This is a genomic window from Streptomyces sp. NBC_01006 (assembly GCF_045162725.1).
Taxonomy (GTDB): domain Bacteria; phylum Actinomycetota; class Actinomycetes; order Streptomycetales; family Streptomycetaceae; genus Streptomyces.
This window is the reverse complement of the sequence record NZ_CP108700.1, coordinates 901,914-916,719: the sequence shown is the minus strand read 5'-3', so window position 1 is coordinate 916,719 and position 14,806 is coordinate 901,914. Positions and strand designations below refer to the sequence as shown.

The following is a 14,806-nucleotide window of genomic DNA, read 5'->3' as shown; positions in this document are numbered from 1 at the left end:
ACCCTAGTGGTTGTACGGGCCAACTGGACGGCGTACGGCCTGATTCGGCGGAAGGCGGCTGCTCGGCTCAGGTCGGCTCGGCTCAGTTCTGCTGCCTGCTGCTCTCGTCGCGCAGCCACGTCGAGAAGTCCCCGGACCGGATGGCCTTGCGGGCCCCTCGCCGGGCGGCGAGGGCCGCCACCACGAACACCACGACCCCGGGGAGCAGGCTCGGCTGGGCCCGCAGCAGGGCGCGCAGATCGCCCATACCGGTGCGCGCGGACGGCGCGTGCGCCCCCTCCGCACTCCCGGGCGCCTGCGAGGCCTGGAAGCGCTCCAGTTCGGCGGAAGAGGTGGCCGCCCTGACGCGCCGCCTGATCAAGTCCCGCCAGGTGCGCGGCGGATGCACCACGACCCGGGCCCCCTCGACCACGCGCCGCTCCTGCGGGGTGAACGCGAGGGACGCCGCCAGGTCGTCGGCCATCAGCGGGGGCAGGGCGGCGATCCGGGCGTGCCCCGGTTCGGTCACCGCGATGACGCCCCGCCCGAACAGCCCCTCGCGGACGGCGGGCAGCCGCTGCCAGACCCGGTAGTACGCACGGACCGGCCAGGCGCACCCGGAGAGCGGGATGTCCCGGCCGGGGGCCGCGGCGAGCAGTTCCGGACGGTCCGCGAGGGCGCCGGTCAGCGCCCGTACGTCGGCCGCCCCGACCTCGACGTCGGCGTCCACGTACAGGCGCGGAAAGCCCTGCGCGTGCTCGTCGCCGACCCGAAGTGCCGTGTGTTTGGAGGGAGTCGGTATCTCCACCACCCGTACGCGGGGCCCTCGCGCGCCCGCCACGGCGGCGGTGTCGTCCGTACAGCCGTTGCACACCACGACGATGTCGGGCCCCGACGCCGGGGCGTCGGCCAGGAGCGCGTCGAGGAGCCGGCCGATGACCCGGCCCTCGTTGTGGGCCGGGATCACGATGCTGGTCACCCCGGAAGTATGCACGCTCGAACACCCGCGCCGACCGTTTCCTCCAACTCTCCCCGGGGGTAGGTCCGGTGGTCTAGATTGAACGCAGCCGACCGGATTCGGCGTGCTTCGGTGACGCTGAAATCCAATCGGAGCAGGGTAGTTGGGGAAATTACGGGTTCGGCGGCTTGGGGGAACAGGCTGCCTGCCCGTGGCCGGACCGGCGAGGGGTGCCGGGCGGCCGGGGGGCGGAAAGTACGTCGCAACACGTAGGGCATCGGTCGTGGGGGGCCATCACCGTTGGGCAGGTCACGCACGGGGCGCGCAGGCGCCCCGGCGCCGGCCGTCGGCGGCACCCCCTTCCTTCGCACGCGTCCCGGCCATGGGTTGTCGATACGCCCTCGGGCGTGCGCCGAAGGAAAGGGAATGCCGTGAAGGAATCCGAGAAGGAATCAGAGAAGGAATCCGCGAAGGGTACGGGGCGCGAGGCCGCGATCGCGGGTGCGTGGCCGGCCAAGCCGTTAGGCGTCGCCGTCATCGGAGCGGGCTACTGGGGACCCAATCTCGTCCGCAACTTCCAGTCCAGTCCGGGGTTCCGGCTCCGCTGGCTCTGCGATCTGAACGTCGACCGGGCGCGGCAGGTGCTCGGCCACTACTCCACGGTCCAGGCGACCTCCGACTACGCGGCCGTCCTGGCGGACCCGGCCGTCGACGCGGTCGCCGTGGCCACCCCGGCCGGCACCCACCTCGACGTCGCTCTGGCCGCCCTGCGCGCCGGCAAGCACGTCCTCGTGGAGAAGCCCCTCGCCGCCACGTACGAGGACGGTCTGAAGCTGGTGACCGAGGCCGAGGAACGCGGCCTCACCCTCATGTGCGACCACACCTACTGCTACACCCCGGCGGTGGCCCGCATCCGCGACATGGTCCGCTCCGGCGAACTCGGCGACATCCAGTTCGTCGACTCGGTCAGGATCAACCTGGGGCTCGTCCAGAAGGACATCGACGTCCTGTGGGACCTGGCCCCCCACGACCTCTCGGTCCTCGACTTCATCCTCCCGGAGAACATCCGGCCCGTCGCCGTCGCCGCGCACGGGGCGGACCCGATCGGCGCCGGCCAGTCCTGCGTGGCCTATCTGACGCTCACGCTCAACACCGGTGCCATCGCCCACGTGCACGTCAACTGGCTGTCCCCGGTGAAGGTCCGCACGACGATGGTCGGCGGCTCCAAGCGCACCCTGGTGTGGGACGACCTCAACCCCACGCAGCGCGTCGCCGTCTTCGACCGCGGCGTGGACATGACGGCCCCGCAGGAGATCGGCGCGGACGAGCGCCGCGACATGCTCGTCTCCTACCGGACCGGGGACATGGTGGCGCCCGCGATCGGCGAGAAGGAGGCCCTGCGCAGCATGGTCGAGGAGTTCGCCGCGGCGATCAGGACGCGGCGGCCGGCGCTGACCGACGGCTGGTCGGGCCTGCAAGTGCTCGACATCCTGGAAGCGGCCTCCCGGAGCCTGGAGTTCCGCGGCGCGGTCGTCGGACTGCGCACCGGGCGCTGATCGTTGGCGGGACCCTCCACGGGACCGCCCGCGCCCACGGCCGCGCGCACCGCGCCGGGCGCAGCACGAAACACCATGACCGACTCAGTAGGGGCAGGGCGTTGAGCAGCGTACGAGGCAAGAGGATTCTGGTCACCGGCGGGGCGGGCACGATCGGCTCGCACGTGGTCGACCTGCTGGTGGACAACGGGGCGCGCGAGGTCGTCGTGCTCGACAACTTCGTGCGGGGTCGGGCCGCCAACCTGGCCCGCGCCCTCAAGAGCGGCACGGTGGACGTCGTCGAGGGCGACATCCGCGACCGGGAGACCGTACGCAAGGCGACCGAGGGCGCCGAGCTGGTCTTCCACCTCGCCGCCATCAGGATCACCCAGTGCGCGGAGGAGCCGCGGCTGGCGAACGAGGTGCTGGTCGACGGTACGTTCAACGTACTGGAGGCCGCGGTGGCCGCCGGCGTGGGCAAGGTGGTCGCCTCGTCCTCCGCCTCGGTCTACGGGCTCGCGGAGACCTTCCCGACCACCGAGCGCCACCACCCGTACAACAACGACACCTTCTACGGGGCGGCGAAAGCCTTCAACGAGGGGATGCTGCGCAGCTTCCACGCCATGTACGGGCTGGACTACGTCGCGCTGCGCTACTTCAACGTCTACGGGCCCCGGATGGACATCCACGGGCTGTACACCGAGGTGCTGATCCGCTGGATGGAGCGGATCACCGCGGGCGAACCGCCGCTGATCCTCGGCGACGGCACCCAGACCATGGACTTCGCCGACGTACGGGACATCGCGCGCGCCAACCTGCTCGCCGCCGAATCGGACCTGACCGACGAGGTGTTCAACGTCGCGAGCGGGTCCGAGACCAGCCTGCGCGACCTGGCCGTCGGACTGCTGGAGGCCATGGGCGCGCAGGGGATGGTGCCGGAGCACGGACCAGCCCGCGCCGTGAACGGGGTCACCCGGCGCCTCGCGGACACCTCGCAGGCCTCGGGGCGGCTCGGCTTCACCGCCGAGATCGACATGCGCCGCGGGCTGCGGGACCTGGTGGAGTGGTGGCGGGCCGAGCGCGCGGCGGACGCGGCCGCGCAGGCGGCGGCCGGGGAGGCCGGCCGATGAGCGCCCGGACCGCGCCCGCCGCGAACGCCGCACCCGCCCGCATCCCCGTCATGATCCCGTGGCTCGGCGAGGAGGAGGCGCAGGCCGCCGCCGAGGCGGTGCTCTCCGGCTGGGTCGCCCAGGGTCCCCGGGTCGCCGCGTTCGAGCGGGCCTTCGCCGAACGGGTGGGCGCCGAGCACGGCATCGCCGTCAGCTCGTGCACCACCGCCCTGCACCTGGCGCTGATCGCGCTCGACCTCGGCCCCGGCGACGAGGTGATCGTTCCCTCGCTCTCCTTCATCGCCACCGCCAACGCGGTGCGCTACGTCGGCGCGCACCCGGTGTTCGCGGACGTCGAGGAGGCCACCGGGAACCTGACCCCCGACACCGTGGACGCCGTACGCACCCCCCGCACCAAGGCCGTCCTCGCCGTCCACCAGGGCGGGGTGCCGGCGGACGTGACCGCCCTGCGCGCGGCCTGCGCCGACTGGGGCGTCCCGCTGGTGGAGGACGCGGCCTGCGGGATCGGCGCGACCGTGGGCGGCAAGTCGGTCGGCCACGGAGCCCTGCTCGCCGCCTGGTCCTTCCACCCGCGCAAGGTGATCACCACCGGCGAGGGCGGCATGGTGACCACGGACGACGCCGAGTGGGCCGCGCGCCTGCGCCGGCTGCGCGAGCACGGCATGAACGTGTCCGCGGCGCAGCGGCACGCCAGCAGCAAGCCGATCGCCGAGGCCTATCTGGAGGTCGGCTACAACTACCGGATGACCGACATCCAGGCCGCGGTCGGCCTGGTGCAGCTCGGCAAACTGGACGAGATCGTGGCCCGCCGCCGCGAACTGGCAGCCCGGTACGGCCAGTTGCTCGCCGGCATCCCGGGCCTGCGCCCGGTCCGCGACCCCGGTCACGGCGAGGGGAACTTCCAGTCGTACTGGGTGCTGCTGACCGCGGACTTCCCGGTCGGCCGGGACGAGCTGCTCGCCGCGCTGGCCGAGGCCGGGATCTCGGCCCGGCGCGGGATCATGGCCTCGCACCTGGAACCGGCTTACGCCGGACACGGGGCGGCGCCGCTGCCGGTGACCGAGCGGATCAGCCGCGATTCGCTGATCCTGCCGCTGTTCCACACCATGACGCAGGACCAGCAGGACCGGGTGGTCGCGGTGCTGCGCGAACAGGCCGGCGGATGACCGCCCCGCAGGCCCGGGTCACCGAGGACCTCCTGATCGTCGGCGCGGGCGGGTTCGCCCGCGAGACCGCCCAGGCCGTACGGGACACGGCCGCCGCCGACCTGGAGCGCGACCGCCCCCCGCGGTGGCGGCTCGCCGGGCACCTGGACGACGACCCGGCCCTGCACGGCCTGGACGTCGACGGGGTGCCGGTGCTGGGGGGCAGCGAGCTGCTGCACCAGCGCCGGTACCAGTCAGCCCGCGTCGTGGTCTGCGTGGGCAGCCCGCGCGACTACGCGGTACGGGCCCGCGTGGTGCGGCGCCTGGCCCTGCCCGAGAGCCGGTACGCGACCGTGGTCCACTCCACGGCCGCGGTCTCGGCGTCCTCGGTGCTGGGCCCGGGCTCGGTGCTGCTCGCGCACTGCGTCCTGACCGCGGCCGTACGGGTGGGGGCCCACGTGGCGGTCATGCCGCACGCGGTCCTCACCCACGACGACACGGTCGGGGACTTCGCGACGCTCGCCTCGGGGGTCCGCCTGGGCGGCGGGGTGCGGCTGGGGCGCGGGGCGTACGTGGGCGCGGGCGCCCTCGTACGGGAGAACACCACGGTCGGCGCCTGGTCGCTGACCGGTATGGGAAGCACGGTCCTGGCCGATGTGCCGCCCGGCGAGGTGTGGGCCGGAAGCCCCGCCCGCCGGCTGCGCGAGGCGGGGGGCCCGGCGCTCGACGAGCTATGGGCCGACGGCGAGGAGACCGGCCGGGGGCCGGGTACACGGATCAGGCCCGAGACACGCGGAGGGCCGGAAACACGGATGGGGAGCACAGTCGGATGAACCGGATACCGCTCGTGGACCTGAAGGCGGCGCACGCCGAGGTCGCGCAGGAATTACGCGCAGGGTTCGACCGGGTGCTGGCCGACACCGCCTTCATCGGCGGTGAGGAGGTCCGCGCCTTCGAGCGCGAGTACGCCGCCTTCGCCGGGGTCGGCCACTGCGTCGGCGTGGCCAACGGCACCGACGCGCTCGAACTCGCCCTGCGCGCCAGTGGGGTGGGCGTGGGCGACGAGGTGGTGCTGCCCGCCAACACGTTCATCGCCACCGCCGGAGCCGTCGCCCGGATCGGCGCCCGCCCGGTCCTGGTCGACTGCGTCCCCGACACCCTGCTCATGGATCCGCAGGCCGCCCTGGACGCGGTCGGCAAGGCCACGCGCGCCGTGGTCCCGGTCCACCTGTACGGGCAGTGCGCCCCCGCGGCGGAGCTCGCCGCGCAGCTGCCCTCGTACGCCAAGGTCGTCGAGGACGCCGCGCAGAGCCAGGGGGCGAGCCGCGAAGGCCGTACCCCCGGCAGCGGAGGGATCGCCGCCACCAGCTTCTACCCGGGCAAGAACCTGGGCGCGTACGGCGACGCCGGCGCGGTGGTGACCGACGACGAGGAGCGGGCCGACCTCGTACGGGCCCTGGCCAACCACGGCGGCATCGCCAAGTACCGGCACGACGTGGCCGGGTTCAACAGCCGGCTGGACGGCCTCCAGGCCGTGGTGCTGCGGGCCAAACTGGCCCGGCTCGCGGACGGCAACGCGGCCCGCCGCGCCGCCGCCGACCGCTACGACGGGCTGCTGGCCGATCTGGCCGCCGCCGGACGCGTCACCCTGCCGGTCACGGCGGAGGGCAACGTCCACGTATGGCACCTGTACGTCGTCCGGGTCGGCGGCGCGGACCGCGACGCGGTCGTCGGCAAGCTCAACGCGGAGGGCATCGGCGCGGGCGTGCACTACCCGGCCCCCGTCCACCTCACCCCGGCCTTCGCCCACCTCGGCCACGGCCGCGGGGACTTCCCGCACGCCGAGCGGGCCGCGGACCGGATGCTCTCCCTCCCGCTCTTCCCGCAGATCACCGCCGCCCAACAGCAGCGGGTCGTGGACGCGCTCACCGACGCGCTGCGCTGACGCCCAGCGCCGCGCCGACGCACAAAAAAGAGGTACAGATGAACAGACGGACAAGGTTGCTCCGGTACGGCCTCTTCACCGTGGTCGCCGCCCTGATGGCCACGGTCTTACCTCCGTCGTCGGTCGCGGGTGCGGCGGACCCCTGCGGTCCCGGCACGAACGCGATCGTGTGCGAGAACTCCAAGCCGGGCACGCCGATGTCCGACTGGTTCTCGCCCAGCGCCTACGGGGACATCAAGGGCTTCAGCGCCCAGATGAGCGTCCAGGCGGGCGAGACCGTGCAGTTCAAGGTGCAGTCGCCGACCCCGTACCGGGTGTCGGTCTACCGGCTGGGCCACTACGGGGGTGACGGGGCCCGCCTGATGTCGACCGCGGCGCAGGCGGCCCAGACCTACCCGGCGAACTTCCCCGCGGGCGGGAACCCGCGCAGCTGCACCACCAAGGCGGCCACCGGCCTGGTCGACTGCGGCAACTGGCCCGTGACCGCGACGTGGACCGTGCCGGCCGACGCCGTGTCCGGCCTGTACATCGCCAACCTCGACCAGGCGGACGGCAACGGGGTGATGCCGTACCCGTTCGTCGTCCGCAACGACTCCAGCCACTCCGACATCGTCGTGCAGACCAGCGACCAGACCTGGCAGGCGTACAACAACTACGGCGGCCAGGACCTGTACGACGGCGGGGGACCGGCGCCCGACGGCCGTGCGTACGAGGTGAGTTACAACCGGCCGATGGACATCGGCGGGGAGAACGGGATCTACGGGTCCGAGTACCAGATGATCTCCTGGCTGGAGCGCAACGGGTACGACGTCAGCTACATGTCCGGCATCGACATGTCGACACGCGGCGCGACGCAGCTGGGCAACCACAAGGTGTTCATGTCCTCGGGCCACGACGAGTACTGGACCCAGGACCAGTTCACCAACGCGCTGAACGCGCGGCGCGCCGGGGTCCACCAGACGTACTTCAGCGGCAACGAGGTCTTCTGGAAGACCCGGCTGGCACCCAGCATCGACGGCGCGGCCACCGCCAACCGGACGCTGGTCTGCTACAAGGAGACCAAGCTCTCCTTCCCCCAGCCCAACGGCATCCCGGACCCGAGCGGGATCTGGACGGGCACCTTCATGGACCCGGCCAGCTCCACGAACGGACGGCCGTACCAGCCGCAGAACCAGCTGACCGGCTCGCTGTTCAGCGTGAACGGCTACCGCAGCGACGCGATCACCGTGCCCGGCGCGTTCGCCAAGATGCGGCTGTGGCGGGGCACCACGGTCGCGAACCTGACCCCCTCCCAGACCGCCACCTTCCCGACCGGCACGCTCGGCTACGAATGGGACAGCGACGTCGAGGACGCGGCGCGGCCGCCCGGGCAGATCGCGATGTCCTCCACGACGGTGGACATCAACGACGGCAAGCTCCGGCTCGACTACGGCAACACGTACGGGAACGGCACCGCGACGCACAGCCTGGTCGCCTTCCGCGACCCGACCTCGCACGCCCTGGTCTTCGGCGCGGGCACCGTGCAGTGGTCCTGGGGCCTGACCAACATGCCGACGGGCAACCCCGACGACACGGTGGTCACCGAGGACAAGCGGATGCAGCAGGCCACGGTGAACGTCTTCGCCGACATGGGCGTCCAGCCCAAGTCCCTGCAGAGCAACCTCGTCGCGGCGAGCGCCTCCACGGACACCACCGGCCCTGCCATCACCGTGACCAGCCCGGCGGCAGGCGCCACCGTCCCCGCACTGCGCCCGGTGACCGTCACCGGCACCGCCACCGACAGCGGCGGCGGCGTGGTGGCCCGCGTGGAGGTCTCCACCGACGGCGGCACCACCTGGAAGGCGGCCACCGGAGTCGGGTCCTGGAACTACAAGTGGACCCCGACCGCCCCCGGACCCGTCCAGATCAAGGTCCGCGCGGTGGACGACAGCGTCAACATCGGCGCCACCACCACCGTGCCGCTGACCGTGGGACCCCAGCAGTGCCCCTGCACCGTCTGGCCGGCCGCGGCCGTACCGGGCACCGTCAACGCCGGTGACGGCAGCGCCGTCGAACTCGGCGTGAAGATCCGCTCCTCGGCGCCCGGCTCGATCACGGGAGTTCGCTTCTACAAGTCCCCGGCCAACACCGGAACCCACACGGGCAGCCTGTGGAGCAGCTCGGGCCAGCGCCTGGCCACCGGCACCTTCACCAACGAGACGGCGTCCGGCTGGCAGCAGCTGAACTTCTCCTCACCCGTCCCGGTCAAGGCCAACACCACCTACGTCGCCTCCTACTTCGCCCCGCACGGCGGGTACTCCTTCGACAACACCTTCGCCTCCGCCGACGCGGGGCTCGCCCCGCTGACCGCGCTGCGCAGCGGCACCGACGGGGGCAACGGCGTCTACCGCTACAGCGCCACGGGCGGATTCCCGTCCACGGCCGCGTCCGGCAGCAACTACTGGGTCGACGCGGTCCTGGACACCTCCACCGCGAGCACGACGCCCCCCACCGTCACCTCGATCACCCCGCAGTCCGCGGCGACCGGCGCCGCGATCACCTCCGCGGTCAAGGCCACCTTCAGCGAGGGCATCGACTCCGACACCCTCTCCTTCGCCCTGAAGGACCCGGGCGGCGCCACCGTCCCGGGCAGCAAGGTCCTCACCGCCTCCAACAGCGCCACCTTCACCCCGTCCACCGAGCTGGTGCTGAACACCACCTACACGGCCTCGGTGCAGGCCGCCGACCTGTGGGGCAACACCATGGCCGCGCCGGTCACCTGGACCTTCACCACCAGCGCCAGCCCGCCCACGGTCAACTGCCCCTGCACCCTGTGGGGACCCACCGCCGAGCCGAGCACCGCCAACGTCGGCGACGACACCAACTCCGTGGAGCTGGGCACCCGCTTCCAGTCCGCGGTCGGCGGGTACGTCACCGGCATCACCTTCTACAAGGGCCCCGGGAACACCGGTACGCACACCGGCAGCCTGTGGTCGGCCGACGGTACCCTCCTCGCCACCGGCACCTTCGGCAGCGAGACCCTGTCCGGCTGGCAGCAGCTCCACTTCGCCACCCCGGTACCCATCACCGCGGGCACCAGCTACGTGGCCTCCTACCACGCGCCGAACGGCAAGTACTCCGTGGACGGCGGCTACTTCACGGCCGCGCACCGCTCCTACCCGCTGGTCGCCCCGGCCGACGGCAGCGGCGGCGCCAACGGCCTCTACAAGTACGGCGCTTCCACCGCCTTCCCCACCAACACCTTCGGCTCCGTGAACTACTGGGTCGGCCCGGTCTTCACCACCACGGCGCCGAACGGCCTCGCGGCGGAGGGCTCGACGGAGGTGAGCGGCCAGTGAGCACCGTCAGCGTGGTGATCCCCTGCTACAAGTACGGCCACTTCCTGGCCGACTGCGTCAAGAGCGTCCTGGACGAGCAGCCGGGCGTCGACGTCCGGGTACTGATCATCGACGACGCCTCGCCCGACGACTCCGCCGACGTCGCACGGGCCCTCGCCGCCGCCGACCCGCGGATCGAGGTCCGGGTCCACGAGCGCAACCAGGGCCACATCGCCACCTACAACGAGGGCCTCCTGGAGTGGGCCGACGGGGACTACGTCGCCCTGCTCTCGGCCGACGACCGGCTGGTCCCCGGAGCCCTGGTGCGCGCCGCGGCCCTGCTCGACGCCCACCCGGAGGCCGGCTTCGCGTACGGCCGGCCGCTCCGGTTCCAGCACGGGGGACCGCTGCCCGCGGCCCGCACCCGGAGCACCGGCTCGGTGGTCTACCCCGGCCGGTGGTGGCTGGAGCGGCGGTTCCGGGAGGGCACCGGGTGCATCACCTCGCCCGAGGTGGTCGTCCGTACCAGCCTCCAGCGCAAGGTCGGCGGCTACGACCCGGAGCTCCCGCACGCCGGCGACATCGAGATGTGGATGCGGCTCGCGGCGCACGCCGACGTGGGCTACGTCCGCGGGGCCGACCAGGCCTTCTACCGGGTCCACGGCAACAACATGTCCACCACCGACTTCGGCGGGCAGCTCGACGACCTGCGCCAGCGCCTCGTCGCCTTCGACTCGGTCCTGGACAAGTGCGCCGGCCTGCTCCCGGAGGCCGGCCGGCTGTCGGCCCTGGCGCGGACCCGGCTCGCCCGGTACGCGCTGAGGCGGGCCTACCGCGCGTACGACCGCGGGCGCACCGGGGTGGTGCCCGTCGAGGAGCTGGAGGAGTTCGCCGCCGAGTGCCTGCCGCAGTACACCGGGCTCCCCGAGTACCGGGCGCTGCGCTGGCGGCGGCGGATCGGGGCCCGCGCGATGCCGTACCTCCAGCCGCTGGTCCTCTCGGCCGTCGCCGACCGGGGGCGCGAGTGGCTCTGGTGGCAGTCCTGGAAACGCCGAGGGATTTGATGAACCAGCAGTACTCAGCGGGCCGCCGCGGCCGCCGCGGTCACGAGGACGCGGCTCTCGGTTTCGCCCTCGTCCCCCGGACCGGTGTCGGCGCTCTCGCGCCGGCGCCGGTTCCGGCGCGTCACGAGCTGATCGGTCCACAGCGCGGCGGCCACCCCGCAGACCCCGGCCAGCAGCGCCGTCCCGGCCAGTGCGCGGCTCTTGCTCCCCGTCTGCGCCACAGCGGTCGGCGGCACGAGGAGGGTCACGCTCATCCGCGCCGCTTCCGGGATCTGCTGCTCGGCCTGCATGGCCGTGATGCGCTTCGTGTAGGCCTCGACGACCTTCAGTACGGCCAGGTTGGCGGCGGCCGGATCAGCGTGCTCCGCCTGCACCTGGAGCGAGGGGATCAGATAGCGGGGGGTGACGCTGGTGCCGCTGTTGCGCGGCATCAGCCGGTAGGTGCCGTCGACCCCCGCGGCGTGCAACTCGGCCGCTCCGGCAGGCGATTCGAGCTGCTGCACCGCCGCGTACGACACGGCGGCCAGCGACGGCTGGAGGTTGGCGAGCTGATTGGGCTGGCTGCCGGTGACCGGCGGCTTGAGCACGACGATCGCCGAGCTCACATAGGTCCGGGTGGGGCGGAGCACCTGCACGGCCCCGGCGGCCGCGAGCGCCGCCACCAGGACCAGGACGTACCAGCGGCGGCGAAGCGTGCGGAACAACTCACCAGGCGACACAGGATTCCTTCCGTCGCGTTCGATCTTTCCAGGACGCCGGTCCGCCCGCCATCGGTTCCGGCAGGCGCAAGGGGGCATTCGTGAGCATCGGTGAGATAGCCGCGGTGCTGCGGCGCCGCTGGTACGTGATGGTGCCCCTGACGGTGATCGGACTCCTCGCGGGCCTGCACCTGTACCGCTCGGTGCCCGTGGCGTACCAGTCGCAGAGTTCGGTGGCGCTGCTCGACTCCACCGCGGTGGCCGAACTGGCCCCCGCCTTCGGCAACCCCATCTCCAACGCGGGCGGTTCGCTGGTCGTCACCGCCGACGTGCTGATCAGGACCCTGTCCGGGGCCGACGCGGCACGCGACCTGCACGGCCTCGGCGTGAGCGACCCGTACACGGTCGGCTTCGCCGCGAACACCTCGGGTCCGATGCTCACGCTGACCGTCACCGGCACCGACCGGGCGAAGGTGCTCAAGGAGACCAGTACGCTCACCACCTTCGCCGGCGAGCAGCTCAACGCGCTCCAGGCGGCGGCCAAGGTGCAGCCCGCGTACTTCGTCCAGACGGCCCCGGTGGTGCTGCCGCAGACTCCGGTGCCCCAGCTCAAGAGCCGCTACCAGCAGGTGCTGGGGGTGGTCATCGCCGGGGTGACCGCCGGCTTCACTCTCTCCTTCGTGACGGAGACCCTGTTGGTGGCCCGCCGCCGCAGGCGCGAGGCGGCCGCCGCGGTCGGCGCACCCAGGGCGCGCGTCCGCAGGAGGCTGCCGGGCCGGCAGCCGGACGCCACCGCGCTGCTCACCGGCTACCTGGGCCTGGCCTTCTTCATCCCCTCGAACCTGACCCTCCCGGGCATGGGCGGGGTGGGCACCCCGGCCAACGTGTTCGCCCTCCTCGGCCTGTTCTGGTACCTGGCGACCTGGCTGACCGGCCGGATCCGGCCGGCCGCGGGCACCCGGCTGCCCCGGGTCGTGACGTGGCTGCTGGCCGTCTCCGTCCTGGCCTCGTACCTCGCGAACGCCACGCGGGGCAGCACCCACAAGGAGGTGCTCGGCGCGGACCGCGGCCTGATCGGACTGCTCGTCTGGGTGTCGATCGTCGTACTGGTCTCGGCCGGCATCCAGGACCGGGCCCGCCTCGACGTCCTGCTGCGCCGGGCCGTGGTGATGGGGTCGGTGGTCGCCGCCATCGGCTACTACGACTTCTTCACCGCGACGAACATCGCCGAACACATCAGCATCCCCGGGCTCCACTCCAGCGTCGCGCAGATCACCACGCTCGACCGAGGGGCGTTCACCAGGCCGCGCTCCACCACCGCCCAGCCGCTGGAGTTCGGCGGCATGCTCGCCCTGATGCTGCCCTTCGCCGTCCAGCAGGCCTTCGACCCGGTCCGCAGCCACCTCAGCCGCCGGCGGCGCTGGGGGCCGGTGGCCCTCATGGGCGGAGCCCTGCCGCTGACCGTGTCGCGGACCTCCATCATCGGGGTGCTCATCGTGGTCCTGGTGATGGTGCCGCGGTGGAAGCCGCAGCGGCGCTGGACCGCGATCGGCCTGCTGTTCGGCTCCGTGGCCTGCTTCAAGGTCGCCGTACCCGGGCTGATCGGCACCATCACCACGCTCTTCGGGTCCTTCCTGTCGAACTCCGACAGCAGCACCCAGGCCCGTACCGTCAAGTACAGCGCGATCGTCCCTTACTTGGAGGAGCGCCCGCTGTTCGGGCGGGGCCTCGGGACCTTCACGCCGGACCTCTACTTCTTCACCGACAACCAGTACATGCTCACCCTGGCGGAGATGGGCCTGCTCGGCCTGCTCGCCCTCCTGGCGCTGTTTCTCACCGGCATCCACCAGGGCGGGGCCATCCGACGCCTCGCCGCCGCCGAGTCCGACCGGGAGCTCGGCCAGGCGTTCTTCGCCTCCGCCCTCGTCGCCCTCGTCAGCAGCGCCACCTTCGACGCCCTCAGCTTCCCGATGTTCGCCGGGATGTTCTTCCTGACGATCGCCGCCGGAGGCAGTTACCTCGGCTTCATCCGGCGCGGCGCGCCGCCGAAGCCCCCGACCGTGGAGACCGCATGCCCTCCCGCCGCCACCCGGACCGATCTCGCAGCGCCGGTCCCGTAGCCGTCCTCGTCGTCACCTGGAACAGCGCCCGGGTGCTGCCCGATTTCCTCGCCTCCCTCCCGGAGGGCATGGCGGGGCTCGACTGGCGCCTGGTCGTCGCCGACAACGACTCCGCCGACGACACCGTCGACGTCGTCCGCTCGCTGGCCCCCGGGGCGACGCTCGTCCAGACCGGCCGCAACGCCGGGTACGCGGCCGGGGTGAACGCCGCCCTCCAGGCCGCCGCCGCGTGGGAGGGCGGCTTCCGCGCCGCCCTCGTGTGCAATCCGGACATCCGGATGCGGCGGGGCTGCGCCGAACTCCTCGTCGACGCGCTCGACGCACCCCTGTCCGGCGGCCGCCGCGTCGGGATCAGCGTCCCGCTGCTCCACGAGGAGGACGGCACCCTCCAGCACTCGCTGCGCCGCGAATCGCGCGTGACGCGGGCCCTGGGCGAGGCGGTGATCGGCAACCGCCGGGCCGGGCGCTTCCCGCGCTGGAGCGAGCTGGTCACCGACCCGGCCGCGTACGAGCGGGCGACCGTCGCCGACTGGGCGACCGGCGCCCTCATGGCCCTCTCCCGGGACTGCCTGGACGCCTGCGGCGCCTGGGACGAATCCTTCTTCCTTTACTCGGAGGAGACCGAGTACTGCCTGCGGGCCGGGGACCGCGGCTTCGCCACCCGGCTCGAACCCGCAGCCTCCGCGGTGCACCTCGGCGGGGACTCGCAGGTCTCGCCCCGCCTGTGGACCCTGCTGACCCTCAACCGGGTGCGGCTCTACGGCCGCCGGCACGGAGCGGCGGCTACCGCCGCCTTCCGCGGGGCCGTACTGCTGCGCGAGACCTCGCGCGCCGCGCTCGGCCGGCCGGCGAGCCTGGCGGCGGCGCGGGCCCTGGCCAGCCCGTCCGCACTGCGCGCCACACCCGGCCCCTGAG

At 72.7% G+C, this 14,806-nt stretch carries 11 protein-coding genes; 9 read left to right on the top strand and 2 right to left on the bottom strand.

The genetic code is table 11. The annotated features are described in order from the left end of the window. Positions 1–82: 82 nt before the first annotated feature. A complete protein-coding gene (locus OG509_RS04115) occupies positions 83–958 on the bottom strand; it encodes a glycosyltransferase (protein WP_406180194.1) in 876 nt (291 codons plus the stop codon). Between the two features lie 410 nt (positions 959–1,368). Between OG509_RS04115 and OG509_RS04110 the strand changes: the two genes are divergently transcribed. The 7 genes from OG509_RS04110 (at position 1,369) to OG509_RS04080 (ending at position 11,073) form a co-directional block, all read left to right on the top strand. Continuing rightward, positions 1,369–2,493, top strand: coding sequence for a Gfo/Idh/MocA family protein (locus OG509_RS04110; RefSeq protein ID WP_406180192.1), 1,125 nt, complete (start codon positions 1,369–1,371; stop codon positions 2,491–2,493). Positions 2,494–2,594: 101 nt separating this feature from the next. Continuing rightward, entirely contained in the window at positions 2,595–3,602 is a 1,008-nt protein-coding gene (locus OG509_RS04105) for an SDR family NAD(P)-dependent oxidoreductase (RefSeq protein WP_406180190.1), read from the top strand. Continuing rightward, the gene (locus tag OG509_RS04100) at positions 3,599–4,768 is read left to right on the top strand and encodes a DegT/DnrJ/EryC1/StrS family aminotransferase (protein WP_406180188.1); all 1,170 of its coding nucleotides are present in this window, start codon (positions 3,599–3,601) and stop codon (positions 4,766–4,768) included. The genes OG509_RS04105 and OG509_RS04100 overlap by 4 nt, the downstream gene beginning before the upstream one ends. Then, complete coding sequence (locus OG509_RS04095) at positions 4,765–5,580, top strand: NeuD/PglB/VioB family sugar acetyltransferase (protein ID WP_406180186.1); 816 nt, start codon at positions 4,765–4,767, stop codon at positions 5,578–5,580. The genes OG509_RS04100 and OG509_RS04095 overlap by 4 nt, the downstream gene beginning before the upstream one ends. Further along, complete coding sequence (locus tag OG509_RS04090; RefSeq protein ID WP_406180184.1) at positions 5,577–6,692, top strand: DegT/DnrJ/EryC1/StrS family aminotransferase; 1,116 nt, start codon at positions 5,577–5,579, stop codon at positions 6,690–6,692. Before OG509_RS04095 ends, OG509_RS04090 begins: the two co-directional genes overlap by 4 nt. A 38-nt stretch (positions 6,693–6,730) precedes the next feature. After that, positions 6,731–10,030, top strand: coding sequence for a DUF4082 domain-containing protein (locus OG509_RS04085; RefSeq protein WP_406180182.1), 3,300 nt, complete (start codon positions 6,731–6,733; stop codon positions 10,028–10,030). Then, a complete protein-coding gene (locus OG509_RS04080; protein ID WP_406180180.1) occupies positions 10,027–11,073 on the top strand; it encodes a glycosyltransferase in 1,047 nt (348 codons plus the stop codon). Before OG509_RS04085 ends, OG509_RS04080 begins: the two co-directional genes overlap by 4 nt. Positions 11,074–11,087: 14 nt before the next feature. Here the strand turns inward: OG509_RS04080 and OG509_RS04075 are convergent, their stop codons facing one another. Then, complete coding sequence (locus OG509_RS04075; RefSeq protein ID WP_406180178.1) at positions 11,088–11,777, bottom strand: hypothetical protein; 690 nt, start codon at positions 11,775–11,777, stop codon at positions 11,088–11,090. Positions 11,778–11,872: 95 nt separating this feature from the next. Between OG509_RS04075 and OG509_RS04070 the strand changes: the two genes are divergently transcribed. Together OG509_RS04070 and OG509_RS04065 are read left to right on the top strand one after the other, a co-directional pair. Beyond that, the gene (locus tag OG509_RS04070; protein ID WP_406180177.1) at positions 11,873–13,891 is read left to right on the top strand and encodes an O-antigen ligase family protein; all 2,019 of its coding nucleotides are present in this window, start codon (positions 11,873–11,875) and stop codon (positions 13,889–13,891) included. Next, positions 13,843–14,805: a glycosyltransferase gene (locus OG509_RS04065; RefSeq protein ID WP_406180176.1), complete on the top strand. Its 963-nt coding sequence runs from the start codon at positions 13,843–13,845 to the stop codon at positions 14,803–14,805. The genes OG509_RS04070 and OG509_RS04065 overlap by 49 nt, the downstream gene beginning before the upstream one ends. Position 14,806: the final 1 nt, after the last annotated feature.